Consider the following 21,430-nt stretch of genomic DNA (forward strand, 5'->3'; position numbering starts at 1 on the left):
AGCGGCATCCGCGAAATCGCGCAAGGGAAGAGCGCTTTGACCGCCCATCGTCGTCCTCTGCGGACGAGCGAACGGCAGCGCCCGACGACGAGGACTTCCGTGGCACGTACATCCTTCTCCAACATAGCCCGCACATTTAAGCCGAACACCGCATCGCTTGGATACGCGCTGTTCCTTGCCATCAACGCAGCCGGCGTATGGGGCGGCGTGTTCCCGTTTTTGCCCATGAACTTCCAAACCCCGGAGGTCATGTTCTGGTTCTTCTTGATGCAATCGCTCGTGTTCTCGCTGTGCTATTTCGCCAGCGCTGTCGGAGTGTACTACTTCCCTGGGCCTACGCGCCGCTTCATGGTGATGCTCGCAAGCGCGCCATACCTGCTTGGCTGGTGCTGCCTTATCGGAGCCATATATCTGCACGGCATCGCTCAAGCGCTGGTGATCGCCGGCGGCTCACTTCTAGGCTTAGGGTCGGCCGGCTTCTACATGCTGTGGCAGCGCCTGTTCGCCAGCTTCGACGCGGACCATGGCAACCATGATTTGATCCTTGGCACTGCCTATGGCGCCCTCCTGTACTTCGCGCTTTACGCCATCCCGCAAGCCGTGACCGCATTCCTTATCCCGCTGGTGTTCATGCCGCTGTTCGCGCTCGCCATCGTTCTGAAAAGCCGTCAAATCGACTTGCGGCAACCCATGTTCGAGGACGTTCCGCGCGAGCACCCGCAGGTGTATCGCCGCGTGCTGCGCGATTATTGGCGCAGCGCCTTATGCGTCGGCGCCATCGCATTCTGCACCGGCGTCATGCGCTCGCTTGCCATTGGCGATCCACGAGTCGGCAGCCTTGTGAATCTGCTGTCCATGACAGGATGCCTGGTTGCAGGCGTCGGCGTTTTGGTGCTCTGGCAGTTCAAGAACGTCCGGATGAACGTGACCAACGCCTACCGCGTCGCCTTCCCGTTGCTCATCACCTCGTTTCTAGTGCTTCCGTTTTGCAGCGGCGGCTATGCTCGATGGCAGGCCGCCATCCTGTATGCGGTGTACAGCGTGGCAATCGCGCTCATGATGATCCAGTGCGCGCAAGCATCGCGCGATCGCGGCATCAACCCCGTGTTCATCTACGGCTTCTTCGCTGGCATCGTATACGCGCTGCACGATGTCGGGTTCCTTGCCGGCACGTTCGCCGAACAGATACGCGTCATCGGCATGCAGCCCGATGCCGCGGTCGCGCTGGTGGCGGTTTATCTGCTCGGTCTCATGTTCTTCATCGGGCAAGGCGGCTTCAAGCGAGCATTGGCCGCAAGCCAGGCGGAGGATATCGAGCTTGTAGCCGGCGCGCCCCTGCAAATCGGCAATATCAACGAACGCCAAACCGACCTCGATGACGCCGAATCGGAAAGCGAGGCGCTCTCCGCGGCAAGCGCTGGATGCGCCGGCGCCGGCGTTTGCCCCTTCGGCGCGCAAGGTCCCTCTCTGTTCGAAACGAAGCCCATCGTCATCGCACGCACGGAGAGCGAAGCTCGCGCGGCGGCTGGCCAATCCACGAGTCCCCATGACGACGGAGCCGCCCCCACCAGCACCGTAAAACAAAATCAAGCGCACGATGCCGATGCACCCAACTACCAGGACCGCCTATCGAAGCAAGCTGCCCTGGTCCGCCAGCATTACCGCCTGTCCGCCCGCGAAACCGAGGTTATGGAGCTTATCGCCCGAGGCAACACCGTGGCGCGCATCGCCGAGCAGCTGGTGGTTTCGGAAAACACCATCCGAACCCACAGCAAGCGCATCTACGCCAAGCTGGATATCCACAAGAAACAAGAGCTGGTCGACCTGCTGGAAACGTTCAATCCGAAAGACCTTGAAGGTTAACCCCCGAACGAACGACGGCCGCGCAAAATGCGCGGCCGTCTTGCTCTAGTTCGTCACATCCCCGCTTTGGTCAAGGCTGATCGCTTCGCCGACGTACGTTGATGGCACGCGGAAGAGTGCCTTGAAGAAGTCCTTGGTGCGCGCAGGAATCTCGCGGATATCATACTGCAGCTGCTTTTGGTACTCGTGATAGTCGCTGGGAACGCCCTCAGCTTGCATCCCCAGGCTTTTCGCGGACCACAGCGCGCGATACAGGTGATACGTCTGCGTGGCCACCACAATGCGCTCGCACCCGAACACGTACTTTGCCCGATACATGCTCTCGTACGTGGAGAAACCCGCGTGATCGCAGAAGACGTCCTGGCTGGGCACGCCTTGCGCGATGGCATATTGCTTCATCGCCTTCACCTCGTTGTAGGAGGCGGTGCCGTTGTCGCCGCTCATGATGATCTTCGGCGCCACGCCGGCGAAATACAGCGCGATGCCATCGTCTAGGCGATCGGCCAGAATGCCGGAGGGCGTTCCATCGGGCAGCACCGATGCCCCAAGCACCACGATGGCGTCGGCGTTTCCGATGCTGGCCTTCTCGGCGGTGACGATAGACCCTTTCGAGCCCACAATGGTAACCACATTCGTGATGGCGAACACCGCCACCACGGCCACAACCACCGCCAGCACCATATCCAGCACCCGCCTCAGGCATCCCTTATGTTTCTTCGAGCTACTCATAGGAAACAGACAATAGCAAACGGCAAAACCCCACGGCAAGCGTTTCGCTGGAACGGCGCAACAACGCCACCGAAACCCAACCCCGAAAACAAAACGACCCGGAGCATCCTCCGGGTCGTTTTGAGCGCAGTGCAAGCGTTTTATTTCGCCACGATGTTCACCAGGCGGCCGGGCACAACAACGACCTTCTTCAGGTCCTTGCCCGCCACAGCGTCCTGCACGGCCTCGAGCGCCACTGCCTTCACGGCCTCCTGATCGGCGTCCGCGGCAACCGTGATGCGGGCCTTCACCTTGCCGTTGATCTGCACGGCAAGCTCAACCTCGTCAGCCTTGGCCTTCTCAGGATCGAACTCGGGCCACTCCTGCGTATGGATGGAGCCCTCGCAACCCAGCGCATCATTCCACAGCTCGTCGGTCATATGCGGGCAGATGGGAGCCAGCAGCCTAACCAGCACGTTGGCGACCTCGGTCGCGAACGCCTGCTCATCAGCGGATGCGGCACGCTGCTCCGGGCCGACCTTGCGCAGGTAATCGCCGACGGCGTTCACCAGCTCCATGATGGCGGCGATGGCGGTGTTGAAGTTGTTGCGGTCGAAATCGTCCACAACCTTGCCCGCAACGCGATGACGCTCGCGCAGCAGCACCTTGCGAGCCGCTGCAGCCTCGGCCTCGGACGCGCCCGGCTGATACAGCGTGTCCTCATCTGCCTTGCCCATCAGGTCGTAGACCATGCGCCACACGCGGTTGAGGAACTTGTGCATGCCGGCCAAGCCGTCCTCGTTCCACTGCAGCTCCTTATCGGGCGGGGCCATGAACAGGATGTAGGCGCGCACGGCGTCGCAGCCGTAGCCCGCGATCATCTCCTCGGGGGAGATGACGTTGCCCTTGGACTTGCTCATGACGTCACCGTGCTCGTCGAGCACCATGCCCTGGCACAGCAGGTTCTTGAACGGCTCGTCGAAGTCCAGCATCCCCAAGTCGCGCAGCACCTTCGTGAAGAAGCGGCTGTACAGCAGGTGCAAGATGGCGTGCTCGATGCCGCCGATGTACTGATCGACCGGCATCCAACGGTTGGTTTTCGCGCTGTCAAAAGGAAGCTCGGTGTTGTGCGGATCGGTATAGCGCAGGTAATACCAGCTCGAGCACGTGAACGTGTCCATGGTGTCGGTCTCGCGACGAGCCTCGCCGCCGCACTTCGGGCACGTGCACTTCGCGAAGCCCTCGTGCGTTGCCAAGGTTTCGCCAGCGGAAAGGTCGATGTCCTCGGGCAGGCGTACCGGCAGGTCCTCTTCCGGCACCGGCACCAGGCCGCACTTGTCGCAGTAGATCATCGGGATGGGGTTGCCCCAATAACGCTGGCGGGAGATCAGCCAGTCGCGCAGGCGGAACTCCACCTTGCGCTTGCCGCGGCCCATGGCCTCCAGGTCGGCGACGATGGCCTCCTCGCCCTCGGAGTGCTTGCCGCCCGTGAGGCCGGTGTACTTGCCGGACTGCACCAGTCGGCCCTCGGCCTCCATGGCGCCCTCCCAGTCGACGCTGGTGACCACGCGACCCTGTTCGTCCTTGAGCTGCTCGAACAGCGGGTCGCCATCGCCCAGGATGATGGGGATGATGGGCAGGTCGTATTTCTTGGCGAACTCGAAGTCGCGCTGATCGCCGCACGGCACTGCCATGACCGCGCCGGTGCCGTAATCGGCCACGATGTAGTCGGCGACCCACATGGGCACCTTCTCGCCGTTGATGGGGTTCACCACATAACGGCCGGTGAACGCGCCGTGCTTCTCCTTGTTGCCCTGCGCACGCTCGACTGCGGTGATCTTCTTCGCGTCCTCGACCACCTGCATGACCGCGGCCTCATATTCCGTACCCTCGACCAGGCCCTTCAGGATGGGGCTTTCGGGGGCAAGCAGGAAGAAGCTGCAGCCGAACAGGGTGTCGGCGCGCGTGGTGAACACGGTGACCAGGTCGTCTTCCGTGGGGTTCTCGGGCGCATTGCCCTGCTTGTCGCACAGCGTGAACTTCACTTCAGCGCCCTCGGAACGGCCGATCCAGTTCGCCTGCATCTGCTTGACGCGCTCCGGCCAGCCGTCCAGCTGGTCCAGGTCGTCCAGAAGCTCCTGAGCATAGTCTGTGATCTTGAGATACCACTGCGTCAGGTCGCGCTTCTCGACGGCGCTATGGCAACGCCAGCACTCGCCCTCGGTGACCTGCTCGTTGGCGAGCACGGTTTGGCACTTCGGGCACCAGTTCACCGGCGAGTTGCGGCGCTCGACCAGCCCACGCTTCCAGAACTGCAGGAAAATCCACTGACCCCAGCGGTAATACTCGGGGTCGCATGCCACGACGGTGCGGTCCCAATCGTAGGAAAGGCCCATGCGCTTGAAGCTGGCCTTCTGGGTCTCGATGTTGGCGTAGGTCCACTTCGCCGGATGGCTATGATGCTTGATGGCCGCGTTCTCGGCCGGCAGGCCGAACGCGTCCCAACCCATGGGATGCAACACGTCGAAGCCGCGCATCTTGGAGTAGCGGGCGATGACGTCGCCGATCGTGTAATTACGCACATGCCCCATGTGGATGTCGCCCGACGGGTACGGGAACATCTCGAGCACGTACTTCTTGGGCTTGGCGTGATCTTCCGTGACCTTGTACAGGTCGGCATCTTCCCAAGCCTTCTGCCAACGAGGTTCGATCTCGTGAGGGTTGTACTGTTTCATCGTCCATCTTCCTTGGCTGACGCGGTAATACACATAGGGTTCATTGTAGCAGCCCCGCGTTTTCACGAGGGGAAAAAGCGGCAACATCCCAGGCAAGGAAAGCCGAACGGGCTCCTGGGGAAACCTCATCCGGTTTTTGCGCCGGTATCGCGTGTCCGACGCCGGAAAACAACAAGCCGCCCAGGCGGCCCGAACCCGCTTGCAGCGCGCGATCAAGGTTTACCCCTGATCGCACAAACCACAGCGGGACGACGCGCCTGAGCGGCTTGCATGCTCTATGGTGTTTGCCAATGCTGAACCGGCGATGCCCCGGTTAACGCTTGATGTTGTAGAAAGCGTTCTTGCCGGCGTACTGGGCCTGGGAGTCAAGCTCCTCCTCGATGCGCAGCAGCTGGTTGTACTTGGCAACGCGGTCGCTACGGCACGGAGCACCGGTCTTGATCTGGCCGGTGTTCAATGCCACGGAAAGATCGGCGATGGTGGTGTCCTCGGTCTCGCCGGAACGGTGGCTCATCACGCATGCGTAACCTGCCTGCTTGGCCATCTCGATGGCATCCAGCGTCTCGGACAGGCTGCCGATCTGGTTGACCTTGATGAGGATGGCGTTCGCGCAACCAAGCTCGATGCCCTTCGCCAGACGCTTGGAGTTCGTGACGAACAGGTCGTCGCCCACCAGCTGCACCTTGTCGCCGATGCGGTCGGTCAGCTGCTTCCAGCCGTCCCAGTCCTCCTCGGCCATGCCGTCCTCGATGGAGATAATCGGATACTTCTCGACCAGCGCGGCCCAGTAGTCCACCATCTCGGCGCTGGTCAGCTCGCGACCCTCGCCCTTCAGCTCGTACTTGCCGGTTTCGGCGTTATAGAACTCGGTGGAAGCCGGGTCCATGGCGAACATGATGTCGTCGCCGGGCTTGTAGCCAGCCGCCTCGCAAGCCTTCACGATGTACTGCAGCGGCTCTTCGTTGGTGGTGAAGTTCGGAGCGAAGCCGCCCTCGTCGCCGACGCCACCGCCCAGACCGGCCTCGTGCAGGACCTTCTTCAGGGTGTGGTAGATCTCGGCGCACCAGCGCAGCGCCTCGGCGAACGACTCAGCGCCCACCGGCATGATCATGAACTCCTGGAAGTCGACGTTGTTGTCGGCATGCACGCCGCCGTTGAGGATGTTCATCATAGGCGTGGGCAGGATATGGCCGTTCACACCGCCAACATACTTGTATAGCGGAAGACCGGCGGACTCGGCAGCGGCCTTGGCGCAGGCCAGGGACACGCCCAGGATGGCGTTAGCGCCCAGAGCGCCCTTGTTGTCCGTGCCGTCCAGCTCCAGCATAACGTCGTCGATGGCGCGCTGATCGTCGGCCTCGAAGCCGACGAGCGCGTCGGCGATCTCGTCATTCACATGGCCAACGGCATCCAGCGTGCCCTTGCCCAGATAACGCTCCTTGTCACAGTCGCGCAGCTCAACGGCCTCGAACGCGCCCGTGGACGCGCCGGAGGGAACAGCCGCACGACCGAAGGAACCATCCTCCAGCACAACTTCCACCTCGACCGTGGGGTTGCCGCGAGAGTCCAGGATTTCACGCCCGAACACATCGATGATGACGCTCATTGAATGCCTCCTCGTAGGATGTTTCCTTTTGCGCCCGGCGCCTTGCACCAGGCCATACGGGCAAATGATACCATGCCCGCCCCGACATGTGCGAACCAGCAGGCGGACGGCGAAATGCATCTGTGCGCGGAGGCAATCGCTAGAGACCAGCGATGGCGCCACGCTCCCCATGGCCGAATATGCATAACGTGCGAAGGCAGCGGCCTTTAGCGTGGCCGAATTCGTGTCTGTGCGCAAAGGCGGCGGCTGGAGAAGCGTCGCTACGACTAGAGCAAAAGCGCTATGACAGCAAGAAGGCCTAGACCGACTGCTAGGGCGGCTACCGAAGCGGGTGTCATACGGTATTCGCGCAGCGAGGTTCGCCTGCCACCCCGAATGCCATAGCAGCGGGCGTCCATGGCAACCGACAGCTTATCGGCTCTTCGAAACATGCCCACAAACAACGGGATGAACACAGGTGGCCAAGCCGACACGCGTTGCCACAGACCGCCGCGGCGAAACGAGGCGCCGCGCGAGAATTGAGCATCGTGGATCGCGCAGAGCTCTTGAGCCATCAAGGGGATGAAGCGGATAGCCATGCTGAACACCATGGCGATGTCATCTGCGGGCACATGCAGGGCCCGCAACGGGGACACGAACGACCGCAGCGCATCGGTAAGCGCCGTCGACGTGGTGGTGAGCACCACGATGAAGCTTCCAAGGACAAGCAAGATCATCCGAACGCCGTAGAAGCAGCCCAACGCAAAACCCACCTGGCCGTTGATTGACGCGAACAAGACGGTGAGAGCCGCCATCATGTACACGGGAATTCCCATGGCCAGCATACGGCCAAGCGGGACACGGGCCGATAGAGTAAGCACCAGGCACAGGAGCACGAGCAAGAACTGCCCGGCCCACATTTCAACCCAGAAAACGGTTGCAGTATATGCGCACAGCAACAGCACCTTTACGCGAGCATCGCAGGTGTGAACAAAGGAATCGCCGTCGATATACGTGTTAATTCGTAATTGCATGCGTGAAGTATAGCGCAGCATTCAAGAATGCTTAGGTTGCAAAGCATGTCGAAGATGAAGCCAAACGCATGCCACAAGCAAATCGCCCCAAAAAGAAAGGACCCCGAAGGGTCCTTTCAAAATAGCATGTGGGGCGAAAAGCTTATTCAGCCTTCTCCTCAGCAGCCTCGACAGCCTCAGCAGCTTCCTCGGCCTTGGGCTCCTCAACAGCCTCGACCTTCTTCGGAGCAGCCTTCTTGGCAGCCGGCTTCTCAGCCTTCTTAGCCACCGGCTCGGTGACGAGCTCCATGATGACCATGGGAGCGTTGTCGCCCTTGCGGTTGCCAAGCTTCATGATGCGGGTGTAGCCACCCTGACGATCGGCGAACATGCCCTGCTCGACCTTCTCGAAGATCTCGCGGACCAGTTCCTTGTCGTTGCCCAGCGCGGCGATGGCCAGACGACGGCTATGCAGGTCGCCCTTCTTTGCCCAGGTGATGATCTTGTCGACATCGGGGCGGATTTCCTTAGCGCGGGACTCGATGGTCTTGATGCGGTCGTTGAGGAACAGCGCCTGCACCAGACTACGCTTCATGGCCTTGGTATGGGCAAAGTCGGTGCCCAGCTTGCGGCCCTTGTAGTTATGCCTCATGGTAGGTTTCTCCTATTGCTTCAAATTGAGGTCCATGGAAATGAGCTTGTCCTTCACTTCCTCAATGGACTTCGCACCAAAGTTCCTGATGTTCAGCAGGTCGTTCTCGGAGAACTCGACCAGCTGGCGCACCGAATGGATGCCGGCACGCTTCAGGCAGTTGTACGAGCGGACGGACAGGTCCAGATCCTCGATCTGCTTGTCCAGCTCGGCGTTCGACTCCTGACCCTCCGGAGCGAAGATGGACGGCACTTCGCCCTCTTCCTCTTCGGGGGTGCTGGTCAGGCTGAGGAACGCGCCCATGTACTGGTTGATGATGTTGGCAGCACGGGTGACCGCATCGATAGGCTCGATGGAGCCGTCCGTCTCAACCTCCAAAACCAACTTATCGTAGTCGGTACGCTGGCCCACGCGGGTGTCGGTCACGTTCATCGTGCAACGGCGAACCGGGGAGAACAGCGAGTCGACATGGATGACGCCGATAGGATCCTCCGTGCGCTTGTTGCGCTCGGCGGAAACGTAACCGCGGCCCACACCGATGCGCACCGTCATGTCAAGCTGGCCGCCGTCGGCAACCGTGGCGATGACATGCTCGGGGTTGATCAGCGTGAACTCGGTGGGAACCTGCAGGTCCGCACCGGTCACAACGCAGGGACCCTCGGCAGAAACATGAGCCGTGGCCTCTTCCACGTCGTCATTGAGAGCCGAGAAGACCAGGCCCTTGACGTTCAGGACGATATCGGTGATATCCTCGATAACGCCTTCGGCCGTGGTGAACTCGTGCTGCACACCGTCGATTTGGATGGCCGTCGCCTTGGCGCCGTCGAGAGACGACAGCAGAACGCGACGCATGCTGTTACCCAGCGTATAGCCGTAGCCACGCTCCAGCGGTTCCACGATGAAACGCGCAACAGTATCGTTGACTTCTTCCGTTGTTACCGTCGGCCTCATGAACTCTGTCATGTTGGGTAAGCCTCCTTACTAGCGCGATTACTTGGAGTAGAGCTCGACGATGAGCTGTTCGCGGATGTCGAGATCGATCTGATCGCGGGTCGGAAGAGCCAGAACGCTGCCCTGCAGCTTCTCGATGTCAACCTCAAGCCAAGCCGGAACCTGGAAGCGGGCGTTGGAAACCAGAGCGCTCTTGATGACCAGCAGTTCCTTGGACTTGTCGGCAACGGCGATCTTGTCGCCGGCCTTGACGCGGTAGGACGGGATGTCCACGCGGCGGCCGTTGACGGTGATGTGACCGTGGGTCACGATCTGACGAGCTTCCTTACGGGTGCGGGCAAAGCCCAGACGGAAGATCACGCTGTCCAGACGGGACTCCAGGATGATCATGAGGTTGTCACCCGTGATGCCCGGCATGGACTTGGCCTTGTTGAAGTAGCCATGGAACTGCTTCTCCAGCACGCCGTAGATGAACTTGACCTTCTGCTTCTCGCGAAGCTGCATCGCGTACTCGGATTCCTTACGACGACGCTTGGGCTCGCGCTTGGAAGTCTTGGAGCTGCTGTAACCCAGCACGACGGGATCCAGGCCCAGCTGGCGGCAGCGCTTAAGAACCGGAGTTCTATTGATAGCCATAGTAAATAGATCCTTTCAGTTACACGCGACGACGCTTCTTGGGGCGGCAGCCGTTGTGCGGAATGGGGGTGCAGTCCTGAATGCTAGCGACTTCCAGACCTGTAGCCTGCAGCGAACGGATAGCCGTCTCGCGACCAGAGCCGGGGCCCTTCACGTACACGGCGACCTTCTTCAGGCCGTGCTCCATAGCCGTCTTGGCAGCAGCCTCAGCAGCCATCTGCGCGGCAAACGGCGTGGACTTACGGGAGCCCTTGAAGCCGACGGTACCGGCGGACTGCCAAGAGATCACGTTGCCCTGAGGATCGGTGATGCTGACGATGGTGTTGTTGAACGTAGACTTGATATGCGCAGCGCCAACGGCAATGTTCTTGCGCTCGGAGCGCTTGATGCGCGTGCGCACGTTTTTCTTAGTTGCCACTTCTTAGCTCCCTTACTTACTTCTTCTTGCCGCCGATTTGCTTGCGGGGACCCTTGCGGGTACGGGCATTCGTGTGGGTGCGCTGACCGCGAACGGGCAGGCCCTTGCGATGACGCAGGCCACGGTAGCAGCCGATTTCCATAAGGCGCTTGATGTTCTGAGACACCTCGCGGTGCAGGTCGCCCTCCACCTTGATGTTGTTCTGGATGTAGTCACGCAGCTTGACGAGATCCTCTTCGGTGAGGTCGTTCGTGCGCGTGTCCGGATTGATGCCCGTCTCAGCCAAGATCTTCTTGGACGTGGTCAGGCCAATGCCGTAGATGTAGGTCAAGCCGACTTCAATGCGCTTGTCGCGAGGAAGGTCGACACCAACAAGACGTGCCATAGGTTTATCTCCTCTTTCTTCCTAGCCTTGACGCTGCTTATGACGGGGGTTCTCGCAGATAACGAGGACCTTGCCATGGCGTCGAATGATCTTGCACTTGTCGCACATTTTCTTGACCGAAGGACGTACCTTCATTTCAATTTCCTTTCGGTTAATGCGGTCCTATATGTACACACCCAGCCGCAGGTGATTATTCTCGGGGACACTGGCGCGCCGGCTTGCGCGCGGGCTGAGACTACTTGAAACGGTACGTGATGCGCCCGCGGTTCAAGTCGTAGACGGACAGTTCGACCGTCACCTTGTCGCCGGGCAAGATCTTGATGTAATGCATACGCATCTTGCCGGAAATGTGGGCCAGGATTTGGTGGCCGTTTTCCAGCTCCACCTTGAACATGGCGTTCGGCAGGGCTTCGAGAACCTTACCACCCAGTTCGATAACATCTTGCTTGGTCAACGGTGCTCCTTCAAACTAATCTCGTCTTTTCGCAGCAATCCGGAATGATACCAAACTTATTGAGTTGTGTAGGGAAAATACATAAAGCGCACAAGACCAGAGGAGCTCGTGGCTTTTCGATACCTGCATGTCAGGCGTGCGGTCTAGATGCCGCGCAGCCTTCGCCGCTGAGATTGGGCGAGGCCGCCAGGTATTCGCGCATTGCGCAGCCGCCTTGTCGGCTTAACGCGTGAGAATGATTGAGATGAGATTCGCGTTCAGATTCTTGCAACTATACCCTTTTACCGCGATGCGTCAAGGGCATTGCAAAAGAAATCATGCGTTCCGACTTTTCTCGGGCAATAAAAAACCTCCCGATCGGGAGGCTGAAACGTTAAATGGCTGGGCCACTAGGATTCGAACCTAGGTAGCTGGTACCAAAAACCAGAGTCCTGCCGTTGGACGATGGCCCAGTGCATTCAAACCGCCATGGCGGCCCTGCGCAAAAAGTGGTGGGCCCTGTGGGGATCGAACCCACGACCTTGGGATTAAAAGTCCCCTGCTCTACCGACTGAGCTAAAGGCCCACTTCGCATATGCGCGGCTTTTCATTCTACCGGTGCCCTGCCAAACGGTCAACGGGAAAATGGTGAATTCATCTTGCCGCCGCATTTGCAACCTCCGAGCCTTACAATTCGTTGCAACGCTATCTTTCGCGAAGGACGCACCATGACGCTTCAACAGCTTCGTTACCTTATCGCCATTGCCGAATACGGGTCGATCAACGCCGCCGCTCAGAACCTTTACGCGTCGCAGTCGAACCTGTCCACGGCCATCAAGGAGCTTGAGCAGGAGCTCGGCATCTCCATCTTCACGCGCAGCAACCGCGGCGTGACGCTGACCAACGACGGCACCGAGCTGCTCGGCTACGCACGCCAGGTCATCGAGCAGGCGAATATGCTGGAATCGCGCTACGCCAATAAGGAAAAGCCCCAGGCGCGCCTGGCGGTATCCACCCAGCATTACGCCTTCAGCGTGGAGGCCTTCGTGAACGTGGTCGAGCAATGCGAGGGCGATTTCTTCGATTTCATCCTTCGGGAAACCACCACCGCCGAGATCATCGACGACGTGCGATCGTTTCGCAGCGAAGTGGGCATTCTGTATCTAGATGCCTTCAACCAACGCGTCATGCAGAAGGCCTTCGATGACGCCGATGTGTCGTTCTACCCGCTGTTCGACGCGGGCGTGCATGTTTTCGTGGGCGAGAACCACCCGCTGGCCGGACGCGACATCATCAGGCCCGAGGAGCTGACCGTATGGCCCCGCTACAGCTTCGAGCAAGGAACCGCGAACTCGTTCTACTACTCCGAGGAGCCGCTCAGCTACGTCGAGCACTCGCGCAACATCCGCATCTCCGACCGCGGCACGCTTTCCAACCTGCTGACCAGCTACAACGGCTACACGCTTTCCACGGGCGTGCTTTCGAGCGAAATGCATACGGGCATCGTCAGCATCCCGCTTGATACCGACGAGCGCATGACCGTTGGATACATCATGCACAACGAACGCAAGCCCTCCGAGCTTTTGGACCGTTACATCGAGGAGCTGCATCGCATCATCGGGGAGAGCGAAGGCGTGACCGCGCGATAGCGGCCCATACACGAGCTTCGCCCTGCACAAGAACTGCGTGCGCAAAACGCCACGCAAGCAAAAAAGCCTCGCCCGGCACGAACCGGGCGAGGCTTTCGTTTAGTTAACCGACGAGCTTAGCGCATGTTGGAGGCGTAAGGAGCCTTGTCCTTGAGCACGACGTCGTGCGCGCCGCCCTCGACGATGGAGGTGGAGCTGATGACGGTGAGCTTGGCCTTATCCTGGAACTCGGGGATAGTGAGCGCACCGCAGTTGCACATGGTAGACTTGATCTTCAGCAGCGTGACCGCGATGTTGTCCTTAAGCGGGCCGGCATACGGCACGTAGGAGTCGACGCCTTCCTCGAACGACAGGCTCTTCTTGCCGCCCAGGTCGTAACGGCCCCAGTTGCGGGCACGGGCCGAACCCTCGCCCCAGTATTCCTTCATGTAGGTGCCGTTGACCATGACCTTGGCCGACGGAGACTCATCGAAGCGGGCGAAGTAACGGCCCAGCATGACGAAGTCGGCGCCCATGGCCAGCGCCAGGGAGATGTGATGGTCGTAGACGATGCCGCCATCGGAGCAGATGGGCACGTAGATGCCGGTCTCCTTGAAGTACTCGTCGCGGGCCTTGGCCACCTCGATGGTTGCCGTGGCCTGGCCGCGGCCGATGCCCTTGGTCTCGCGGGTGATGCAGATAGAACCGCCGCCGATGCCGATCTTCACGAAGTCGGCGCCAGCCTCTGCCAGGAAGCGGAAGCCCTCGCCGTCGACCACGTTGCCGGCGCCGATCTTCACGGAGTCGCCGTAGTGCTCGCGCACCCACTCGATGGTCATCTTCTGCCAGTCGGAATAGCCCTCGGAGCTGTCGATGCACAACACGTCGGCGCCCGCCTCGACCAGCGCGGGAACGCGCTCGGCGTAGTCGCGGGAATTGATGCCCGCGCCCACGATGTAGCGCTTGTGACTGTCCAGCATTTCGTTGGGGTTGGACTTGTGGCTGTCGTAGTCCTTGCGGAACACCATGTAGACCAGATTGCCCTCGGCATCCACCAGCGGCAGGGAATTCAGCTTGTGGTCCCAGATGATGTCGTTGGCGACCTTGAGGGAGGTGTTCTCGGAAGCGGTGACCAGCTTCTCGAGCGGGGTCATGAACTCGGAGACCTTCTCCTCGCCGGTCATGCGGGACAGGCGGTAGTCGCGCTCGGTAACGACGCCGAGCAGCTTGCCGTGAGCAGAGCCGTCGTCGGTGACGGGCATGGTGGAATGACCCGTCTGCTCCTTCAGGGCAACAACCTGGTTAAGCGTCATGTCGGGGGAAAGGTTGGCGTCGGACTCGACGAAACCGGCCTTGTAGTTCTTCACGCGGGCGACCATGGCGGCTTCCTGCTCGATGGTCTGGTTGCCGTAGATGAAGCTCAGACCGCCCTCGGTTGCCAGGGCGACGGCCATGTTGTCGTCGGACACGGCGGCCATGATGGCGCTGACCATGGGGATGTTGAGCGAAAGCGGGCACTCTTCCTGGCCCTTGCGGTACTTGACCAACGGGGTTTTCAGGCTCACCGACGCCGGAACGCACGTAGCAGGCGTATGACCAGGTACCAGAAGATACTCGTTGAACGTACGTGACGGCTCGTCGTAATAATAAGCCATGGGAGACGGCTCCTTCTCTCGCAACGGGATTTTCGTTGCTAGCCATTATAGTCACGCCGACGGCTCGATTGCGAGGGCGGGCCGGCAAATAGCGGAGAATGTGGAGAAACGCACGGAGAACAGCGCCTCGGGCAACGAAAAGGACCGCCGGTTCCCCAGCGGTCCTACCAGGTGCGATATGCGATTTCAAAGCCTTATCAGCCAAGACCCGCCCATTTCGCGATGATGGGGGCATAACCCATGGCGAACACGATGAGCATGCCCACGGGAATGACGTAGGTCACGTAGCCGCGCGCCCATCGCGGGAACCTCAGGCCGCTGCCCGTGTCGGCCTCTGCCAGGAAGCCTTCCCAGCCCCAGCCGCTTTTGCGCGTGCAGAACAGCACCAGCAGCAGGCCGCCCCACGGCAGGATGTTGTTCGACACCAGGAAGTCCTCGATGGCCTGGATGTCGCCGATGCCCGGGACCGTGAAGCCCGCCAGCACGTTGAAGCCCAGGACGCACGGCATGCTGAGCACCGCCAGCAGCACGCCGTTGACCAGGCACGCCTTCTTGCGCGGCGTCCCCCACTGGTCCATGGTGAAGCTCATGATGTTCTCGAACACGGCGATGACCGTGGACAGCGCGGCGAACGTCATGAACACGAAGAACAGCACGGCCCACAGCTGGCCGAACGGCATCTCGTTGAACACGCTGGGCAGCGTGATGAACACCAGGCCCGGACCCGAACCTGGCTCCACGCCGAACGCGAAGCAGGACGGGAAGATGACGAGGCCCGCCATCAGCGCTACGAGCGTATCGAGGCCGGCCACGCGCACCGCCTCGCCCGTGAGCGTGTGGTCCTTGCCGATATAGCTTCCGAAGATGGACATGCCGCCCATGCCGACCGAGACGGTGAAGAAGGCCTGACCCATGGCGGCGTACACGGCATCGCCAAAGGTTGCCAGCTGCTCGGCCAGCGTGGCGCCGGCGAACATCTTGCCGAAATCGGGCATCAGGTAGAAACGCAAGCCCTCGGCCGCGCCCGGCAACGTGACCGCGCGCACGCACAGGGCCACAAGCACTACGAACAAGGCCATCATCATGACCTTCGTCACGCGCTCCACGCCCTTCTGCACGCCGGCGCGCGTGACGCCCACGCCCACGCCCACGATGATGAGCATATACACGGCAAGCTGCACCGGATCGGCCAGCATGCCGTTGAAAACGTCTGCCACCTGAGAGCTCTCCAAACCCACGAACTCGCCCGAGGCGCTTTTCACCACGAAGGCGAGCATCCAGCCGCCCACAGTGGTGTAGAACATCATGAGCAGGTAGTTGCCGGCAAGCGCCAGCCACTTGAACGCATGCCATTTCGTGCCCGCCGGCTCAAGCACGTCGTAGCTGCGCGCAATGGAGCGCTGGCTTGCGCGGCCGGCGGCGAACTCCATGATGAGGGCCGGAAGCGCGAAGATGGCCAGGAACACCAGGTACATGATCACGAACGCCGCGCCGCCGTACTCGCCCGTGATATAGGGGAATCGCCACACGTTGCCCAGGCCGATGGCGCAACCCGCGCTCACCAGGATGAACCCAAGTCGGGTTCCGAACTTCTCGCGTTCCATTCGTCCTCCAAACCGCGCGCCGTGGCACGCGTAACGCAAAAAACGCCCGGCGTAGCGATACGCCGGGCGCTCACAATCAACCCTTGCAGTGTAGCGGAAAGCGGAGCCTACCGCCAGAAACGTTACCGAACACGGTCGTCCTATTCCGACCGCAGGGCCTCGACCGGGTCCTTTCGGCTGGCGGCGCTTGAGGGGATCAGGCCCGCCAGGAACGTAAGGAGCACGCTGATGCCCACGAGCACCACCGCCGCCTGCCAGGGCAGGATGGCCACATTGCGGACGTCGAACAGCGAGTACACGATGGCGTTGGCGGGAATGCAGGCAAGCGCGGTCAGCCCGATGCCGATGACGCCGGCCGTGAAGCCCACGATGATGGTCTCAGCGTTGAACACGCGGCTGATGTCGCCCTTGCTGGCGCCGATGGAGCGCAGAATGCCGATCTCCTTCTTGCGCTCGAGCACGCTGATATAGGTGATCACCCCGATCATGATGGAGCTGACCACCAACGAGATGGCCACGAACGCCACCAGCACGTAGCTGATCATGTTCACAATGGTGGTGACCGAGCTCATCAGCGCGCCCACGATGTCGGTGTAGCTGACCACCTTGCCCTCTTCGCCGTTCGACTCCATGCGGTCGTTGTAGCTGTCGAGGATGTCGATGACGTTTTGCTTGCTGGGGAAATCCTTCGGATAGATGTCGATACTGGCAGGTTTGGCGTAATCGGCCCAGCCCAGCTTCTTCATGTTATTGTCGTAGCTGGACTGCTCGGTGGACATGAGGCTTGCCATGAGCTCGGCAAGCTCGTTCTCGTCCATGTTCATCTGGAAGGCGTCGGCGAACGCGGACTGGTCGATGCCCATGGCGCTGGACATGTTGCCGGCAAGCCTGGTCATATACGAGTTCATCGCGGCGGACACCTGCTGCTGCATCGCGCTTGCGAACTGGGTCATCACCTGCGACATGGCGCTTTGCATATACGTTTGCATAGCGGCGCCGAGCTGCGTTTGCAGCTGCGAGGAGATGGCCTGCGTCAACGCTGGGAGCAGCTGTTGCTGAATCTGCTGGCCGATCTGCTGCGAAAGCTGATCGCGCAGCTGCTGCTCGATCTGGCCCGACATGCCGCTAAAGTCGATGGAACCAGCGATGACCTGCTGCATCGCCGCCTGCGTGGCTGGATCGGCCAGATACGCCGCCACAGCCGCATCGATACCGCCGCCCGCATATTCCGGATGCGCCGCCAGCCACGCGGGATACCCCTTCACGATGTCCATGATGCCGGCGGTGAGCGCATCGGTTTTGATGGTGGGCTGCACGCCGTCGAAGCTGATGTCCAGCCCGCTGAAGTCAAGGTTCAGCTTGCTTACGTCGATGGCGCTCGGGTCGATGCTGATGGAGGACGCATCGAAGGCGGGCAAGCTGGAAAGGTCCAGGTTCATGCCCGACAAATCCATGCTGGCGCCCAGATCGGCTCCCTGCAGCCCCGCGGCCAGCGCGCTCTGATCGAACGTGAAGGCGCTCTGCAGCTTCTGCCCGTCGATGGTGAACAGGCTTGACATATCGAAGGCGTTGCCGTTTTTCTGGTCGCTTTCCTCATCGGCGAACGACTTGCCCGTGATCACGTTCGTCGCCGGGTTCGCCTTCTGGTCCTGCACGATCTGGGTGTTCCCCGCCTGGTCGATCAGGTGGTTCACCAAGCTTGAGGGGTAGTACAGCCCCGTTTGCAGGGAGGTGATCTTCGCGCCCTCCTTCGGCTTCACGACGCCCGCGACCTTCAACGTTTCCCCGTTGTCCACCAGGTTCCTCATGTAGGCGTCGTCGCCGGATTTGTCCTTCCACACGCCGTATTCGTTATCGCGCTGGTAGAAGTCCGCGGCGTTCACCAGCTTGAAGGTGACGCCCATCAGGTCGTCGTAGGAAAACGACAGACTGTCGCTCGGCGCATTGACGGCTTCCTCGTTGGCGAAGGCGCGTACCATGCTCTCGAGCTCGGCGTGGTCGCGCAGGCCCATGGAATAGAGCATGAAATCGCTCACGCTGCCGCCCGGGGTGAGCACCAGCACGATCTCGTCGTAGTTTTCGGGCCAATGGCCTGCCATAACGTCGTATTGGCCCTCGACCATGCCCATGTTGTCGGGCAGCTTGTAGAAGATGTTGGTGCTCATCATCGACGACATGATGCCGTTCGAAGCCGTGGAGGAGCCCAGGCCGATGCTGGCGAACGACTTGTCCGGGTTCACCTGATGCGCGCCGCCCGACGTGTCGGAGCTGAAGATCTGCGGCGTGACGCTGTAGCCATACTCGATGGAGCTCACATACGGCTCCACGCCCGATTCGCCCGAGTCAAGGTATTTCTTCAACGACGCAAGGTCGTTGCTGCCGATGCTGTCGAAGGTGCTCGCGATCATCTTCGACTCGTGCACGAGCTTACCCGAATCGTCATCGGATGCGTCGTCCTGGGCCTTCTCCGACGACGAGCCATCCGAACCGCTACCCAGCCCCATCATACTGGTCATGTCGAACCCTTGGTCCTGGATCTGCAACGGGTATTCGGAAAGCGTCTCCTCTTCCACATTGGCGATGTAGCTGTTCACGCCGTTGGCCAGCGACAAGATGGCGGCGATGCCGATGATGCCGATGCTGCCCGCAAACGCCGTCATGAGCGTGCGGCCCTTCTTCGTGAGCAGGTTCTTAAACGACAGGGAGAGCGCCGTGAGGAACGACATGCTGGTGCGGCGAGCCTGCTTCGCGGCGCGGCGCGGGCCATTCTCGGCCGCCGGGTCGAACGGGCGGGTATCGTCACGGATGACGCCGTCGGCCAAGGTGACGATACGCGTAGCGTAGCGCTGCGCCAGCTCGGGGTTATGCGTAACCATGATGACCAGGCGGTCGTCGGCGATCTCGGTGAGCAGGTCCATGATCTGCACACTGGTCTTAGAGTCGAGCGCGCCCGTGGGCTCGTCGGCCAGCAAGATCTCGGGATCGTTGATAAGCGCACGGGCGATGGCAACGCGCTGCATCTGACCGCCGGAAAGCTGGCTGGGCTTTTTGCTCACGTGCTCGGCAAGTCCCACGCGGCCAAGCGCCTCGATAGCGCGCTGCCGGCGCTCGACCCGGGACACACCGGAAAGCGTGAGGGCCAGCTCGACGTTTTCCAGGATGGTCTGGTGCGGGATAAGGTTGTAGGCCTGGAACACGAAGCCGATGCGGTTGTTGCGATACGCGTCCCAATCGCGGTCCTTGTAATCGCTTGTGGACACACCGTCGATGAGCAGGTTGCCGCCGTCATAATGGTCGAGGCCGCCGATGATGTTGAGCATGGTGGTCTTGCCCGAGCCCGAAGGCCCCAGCACTGCCACGAACTCGTTGTCGCGGAAGGCCACTGACACGTGATCGAGCGCGGTTTGCGTGAAGTCCGCAGTGGTGTAGGACTTGCACACGTTTATCAGTTGCAGCATGCAGCCGCCTTTCGAATTTGAAGACAATCGCTATGATTATCCCCCTGCCGCGCGCCCCATCTGCCCGTTTTCGCGAAATGCGTGGAATCCGTTACCTTCTCCGCAAACCACAAACACAGCCAGCGCAGTTGTTGGCTTTCCCCGTTGCGCCCCTTCCCCGCCTAGCATGCCCGCCCCGGTTGGCGTACTATCGTCAGCGAGCAACGATCCCCGAATGCAAGGAGCGTATATGGAACGCGAATCCGCGTGGAAACGCTACGATGAGGACCAGCTGGCCGAGCTCGAGCAGCTCGCCGCCGGCTACATCGACTTCATCTCCGAGAACAAGACCGAGCGCGAGTTCTCCGCCGCAGCCATCCGCAGCGCCGAGGCCGCCGGCTACGAAAGCCTGGACACCGCCATCTCCGCAGGCCGCAAGCTTGCTCCTGGCGACAAGGTGTGGGCGACCATGCGCAACAAAGCCGTCATCCTGGTGCAGCTGGGCGCCCGCCCGCTGACCGACGGCATGAACATCCTTGGTGCGCACATCGACAGCCCGCGCCTGGACGTCAAGCAGAACCCGCTGTACGAATCCAGCGAGCTGGCCTTCATGGACACCCATTACTACGGCGGCATCAAGCACTATCAATGGGTCACCGTCCCGCTGGCGCTGCACGGCGTGATCGCCAAGAAGGACGGCAGCGTGGTGGACGTGAAGATCGGCGAGGACGCCGACGATCCCGTTTTCTGCATCTCCGATCTGCTCATCCACCTGGCGAACCAGCAGATGGGCAAGAAGGCCAACGAGGTCGTTGAAGGCGAGGCGCTTGACATCCTGGTCGGCAACCGCCCGCTGGTGGTGCGCGACGAGGATGGCGAGGCCAAGGAGCAGAAGGACCCCGTGAAGGCCTTCGCCCTGAAGCTGCTTGCCGACAAATACGGCATCGAGGAAGAGGATTTCCTGTCCGCCGAGCTTGAGGTTGTGCCCGCCGGCCGCGCCCGCGACCTGGGCTTCGACCGCAGCATGGTGCTGGGCTACGGCCAGGACGACAGCGTGTGCGCCTACACCTCGCTGGTAGCGCAGCTAGCCGTCGCCGGCGAGGAGCTCGACCGCGCCGCCGTGTGCGTGCTCGTGGACAAGGAGGAGATCGGCAGCGTGGGCGCCACGGGCATGGCCTCGCAGTTCTTCGAGAACACCATCGCCGAGATCATGGAGCTTGCCGGCGAGGGCGGCATGCTGCCGCTGCGCCGTGCACTGGCCGCATCCGCCATGCTCTCCTCCGACGTCTCCGCAGGCCTCGACCCCGCCTACGCCAGCGTGTTCGAGGCGAAGAACAGCGCATACCTGGGTCACGGCCTGGTGTTCAACAAGTACACGGGCGCTCGCGGCAAGTCGGGCAGCAACGATGCCCGCGCCGAGTACATGGCGCGCATCCGCAAGATCATGGACGACGCCGGCGTGCAGTTCCAAACCTGCGAGCTGGGCAAGGTCGACGCCGGCGGCGGCGGGACCATCGCGTACATCCCCGCCAAGTACGGCATGGACGTTATCGACTCCGGCGTGGCGGTCCTCTCCATGCACAGCCCCTGGGAGGCCACCAGCAAAGCCGACATCTACGAGGCCGAACGCGGATACGAGGCGTTCCTGCGCGCATAACGGGCAGTAGGTGCGAAAGCCGTTTCCGCACGCAACCTCGGAAAACCGTCGATAAACAGCAAGAAGCGCA

Annotated in this window: 17 protein-coding genes and 2 tRNA genes; 3 read left to right on the plus strand and 16 right to left on the minus strand. The window is 61.1% G+C overall.

Annotated features, from left to right (window positions below; all coding sequences use genetic code 11):
- Positions 1–225 precede the first annotated feature (225 nt).
- Positions 226–1,863, plus strand: a complete 1,638-nt coding sequence (locus DW178_RS03720) for a helix-turn-helix transcriptional regulator (protein WP_353653288.1) — start codon at positions 226–228, stop codon at positions 1,861–1,863.
- A gap of 45 nt (positions 1,864–1,908) precedes the next feature.
- On the opposite strand, the gene DW178_RS03730 is transcribed toward DW178_RS03720, so the two are convergent.
- From DW178_RS03730 to DW178_RS03790, 13 genes are all read right to left on the minus strand, one after another.
- On the minus strand, positions 1,909–2,544 hold the full coding sequence (locus DW178_RS03730; protein WP_286168497.1) for a SanA/YdcF family protein: 636 nt from the start codon (positions 2,542–2,544) through the stop codon (positions 1,909–1,911).
- A 188-nt stretch (positions 2,545–2,732) separates the two neighbouring features.
- Positions 2,733–5,306, minus strand: coding sequence for a leucine--tRNA ligase (leuS, locus tag DW178_RS03735; RefSeq protein ID WP_118349759.1), 2,574 nt, complete (start codon positions 5,304–5,306; stop codon positions 2,733–2,735).
- A gap of 313 nt (positions 5,307–5,619) precedes the next feature.
- Positions 5,620–6,912 carry a phosphopyruvate hydratase gene (gene eno / locus DW178_RS03740; protein WP_042436916.1) on the minus strand — a complete coding sequence of 431 codons (1,293 nt, stop codon included), beginning with the start codon at positions 6,910–6,912 and terminating at the stop codon, positions 5,620–5,622.
- 266 nt (positions 6,913–7,178) lie between these two features.
- The gene (locus DW178_RS03745; protein WP_118349779.1) at positions 7,179–7,925 is read right to left on the minus strand and encodes an energy-coupling factor transporter transmembrane component T family protein; all 747 of its coding nucleotides are present in this window, start codon (positions 7,923–7,925) and stop codon (positions 7,179–7,181) included.
- 142 nt (positions 7,926–8,067) lie between these two features.
- A complete protein-coding gene (gene rplQ, locus DW178_RS03750; protein WP_042436918.1) occupies positions 8,068–8,556 on the minus strand; it encodes a 50S ribosomal protein L17 in 489 nt (162 codons plus the stop codon).
- A gap of 12 nt (positions 8,557–8,568) precedes the next feature.
- Positions 8,569–9,519, minus strand: a complete 951-nt coding sequence (locus tag DW178_RS03755) for a DNA-directed RNA polymerase subunit alpha (RefSeq protein ID WP_042436921.1) — start codon at positions 9,517–9,519, stop codon at positions 8,569–8,571.
- Between the two features lie 27 nt (positions 9,520–9,546).
- Positions 9,547–10,143, minus strand: a complete 597-nt coding sequence (gene rpsD / locus DW178_RS03760) for a 30S ribosomal protein S4 (RefSeq protein WP_042436924.1) — start codon at positions 10,141–10,143, stop codon at positions 9,547–9,549.
- A gap of 19 nt (positions 10,144–10,162) precedes the next feature.
- Positions 10,163–10,561, minus strand: a complete 399-nt coding sequence (gene rpsK, locus DW178_RS03765) for a 30S ribosomal protein S11 (RefSeq protein WP_042436927.1) — start codon at positions 10,559–10,561, stop codon at positions 10,163–10,165.
- 16 nt (positions 10,562–10,577) lie between these two features.
- A complete protein-coding gene (gene rpsM, locus DW178_RS03770; RefSeq protein ID WP_042436929.1) occupies positions 10,578–10,946 on the minus strand; it encodes a 30S ribosomal protein S13 in 369 nt (122 codons plus the stop codon).
- 21 nt (positions 10,947–10,967) lie between these two features.
- Positions 10,968–11,081 (minus strand): 50S ribosomal protein L36, encoded by a 114-nt coding sequence (gene rpmJ / locus DW178_RS03775; protein WP_006363204.1) that lies wholly within the window; start codon positions 11,079–11,081, stop codon positions 10,968–10,970.
- Between the two features lie 100 nt (positions 11,082–11,181).
- Positions 11,182–11,400, minus strand: coding sequence for a translation initiation factor IF-1 (gene infA / locus DW178_RS03780; RefSeq protein ID WP_042436934.1), 219 nt, complete (start codon positions 11,398–11,400; stop codon positions 11,182–11,184).
- A gap of 378 nt (positions 11,401–11,778) precedes the next feature.
- A tRNA-Gln gene (locus DW178_RS03785) sits at positions 11,779–11,852 on the minus strand.
- Positions 11,853–11,889: 37 nt separating this feature from the next.
- A tRNA-Lys gene (locus tag DW178_RS03790) sits at positions 11,890–11,965 on the minus strand.
- Positions 11,966–12,107: 142 nt separating this feature from the next.
- Between DW178_RS03790 and DW178_RS03795 the strand changes: the two genes are divergently transcribed.
- A complete protein-coding gene (locus DW178_RS03795; protein WP_118349760.1) occupies positions 12,108–13,028 on the plus strand; it encodes a LysR family transcriptional regulator in 921 nt (306 codons plus the stop codon).
- 116 nt (positions 13,029–13,144) lie between these two features.
- Here DW178_RS03795 and DW178_RS03800 read toward each other — a convergent pair whose 3' ends face one another.
- From DW178_RS03800 to DW178_RS03810, 3 genes are all read right to left on the minus strand, one after another.
- A complete protein-coding gene (locus DW178_RS03800) occupies positions 13,145–14,662 on the minus strand; it encodes an IMP dehydrogenase (RefSeq protein WP_118349761.1) in 1,518 nt (505 codons plus the stop codon).
- A gap of 197 nt (positions 14,663–14,859) precedes the next feature.
- Positions 14,860–16,266: a sodium-dependent transporter gene (locus DW178_RS03805; protein WP_118349762.1), complete on the minus strand. Its 1,407-nt coding sequence runs from the start codon at positions 16,264–16,266 to the stop codon at positions 14,860–14,862.
- A gap of 140 nt (positions 16,267–16,406) precedes the next feature.
- Positions 16,407–19,724 carry an ABC transporter ATP-binding protein/permease gene (locus DW178_RS03810; protein ID WP_118349763.1) on the minus strand — a complete coding sequence of 1,106 codons (3,318 nt, stop codon included), beginning with the start codon at positions 19,722–19,724 and terminating at the stop codon, positions 16,407–16,409.
- A 229-nt stretch (positions 19,725–19,953) separates the two neighbouring features.
- Here DW178_RS03810 and DW178_RS03815 point away from each other — a divergent pair, with 229 nt between their 5' ends.
- Positions 19,954–21,360: an aminopeptidase gene (locus DW178_RS03815; protein WP_118349764.1), complete on the plus strand. Its 1,407-nt coding sequence runs from the start codon at positions 19,954–19,956 to the stop codon at positions 21,358–21,360.
- Positions 21,361–21,430 lie beyond the last annotated feature (70 nt).

Origin of the sequence: Eggerthella sp. AM16-19, assembly GCF_003474385.1 — a bacterium.
Taxonomy (GTDB): Bacteria; Actinomycetota; Coriobacteriia; order Coriobacteriales; family Eggerthellaceae; genus Senegalimassilia.

Coding starts and splice junctions, on each gene's coding strand:
- DW178_RS03720 (WP_353653288.1), top strand. CDS start 226: ATGAACTTCCAAACCCCGGAGGTCATGTTCTGGTTCTTCTTGATGCAA.
- DW178_RS03730 (WP_286168497.1), bottom strand. CDS start 2,544: ATGGTGCTGGCGGTGGTTGTGGCCGTGGTGGCGGTGTTCGCCATCACG.
- leuS (WP_118349759.1), bottom strand. CDS start 5,306: ATGAAACAGTACAACCCTCACGAGATCGAACCTCGTTGGCAGAAGGCT.
- eno (WP_042436916.1), bottom strand. CDS start 6,912: ATGAGCGTCATCATCGATGTGTTCGGGCGTGAAATCCTGGACTCTCGC.
- DW178_RS03745 (WP_118349779.1), bottom strand. CDS start 7,925: ATGCAATTACGAATTAACACGTATATCGACGGCGATTCCTTTGTTCAC.
- rplQ (WP_042436918.1), bottom strand. CDS start 8,556: ATGAGGCATAACTACAAGGGCCGCAAGCTGGGCACCGACTTTGCCCAT.
- DW178_RS03755 (WP_042436921.1), bottom strand. CDS start 9,519: ATGACAGAGTTCATGAGGCCGACGGTAACAACGGAAGAAGTCAACGAT.
- rpsD (WP_042436924.1), bottom strand. CDS start 10,143: ATGGCTATCAATAGAACTCCGGTTCTTAAGCGCTGCCGCCAGCTGGGC.
- rpsM (WP_042436929.1), bottom strand. CDS start 10,946: ATGGCACGTCTTGTTGGTGTCGACCTTCCTCGCGACAAGCGCATTGAA.
- rpmJ (WP_006363204.1), bottom strand. CDS start 11,081: ATGAAGGTACGTCCTTCGGTCAAGAAAATGTGCGACAAGTGCAAGATC.
- DW178_RS03795 (WP_118349760.1), top strand. CDS start 12,108: ATGACGCTTCAACAGCTTCGTTACCTTATCGCCATTGCCGAATACGGG.
- DW178_RS03800 (WP_118349761.1), bottom strand. CDS start 14,662: ATGGCTTATTATTACGACGAGCCGTCACGTACGTTCAACGAGTATCTT.
- DW178_RS03805 (WP_118349762.1), bottom strand. CDS start 16,266: ATGGAACGCGAGAAGTTCGGAACCCGACTTGGGTTCATCCTGGTGAGC.
- DW178_RS03810 (WP_118349763.1), bottom strand. CDS start 19,724: ATGCTGCAACTGATAAACGTGTGCAAGTCCTACACCACTGCGGACTTC.
- DW178_RS03815 (WP_118349764.1), top strand. CDS start 19,954: ATGGAACGCGAATCCGCGTGGAAACGCTACGATGAGGACCAGCTGGCC.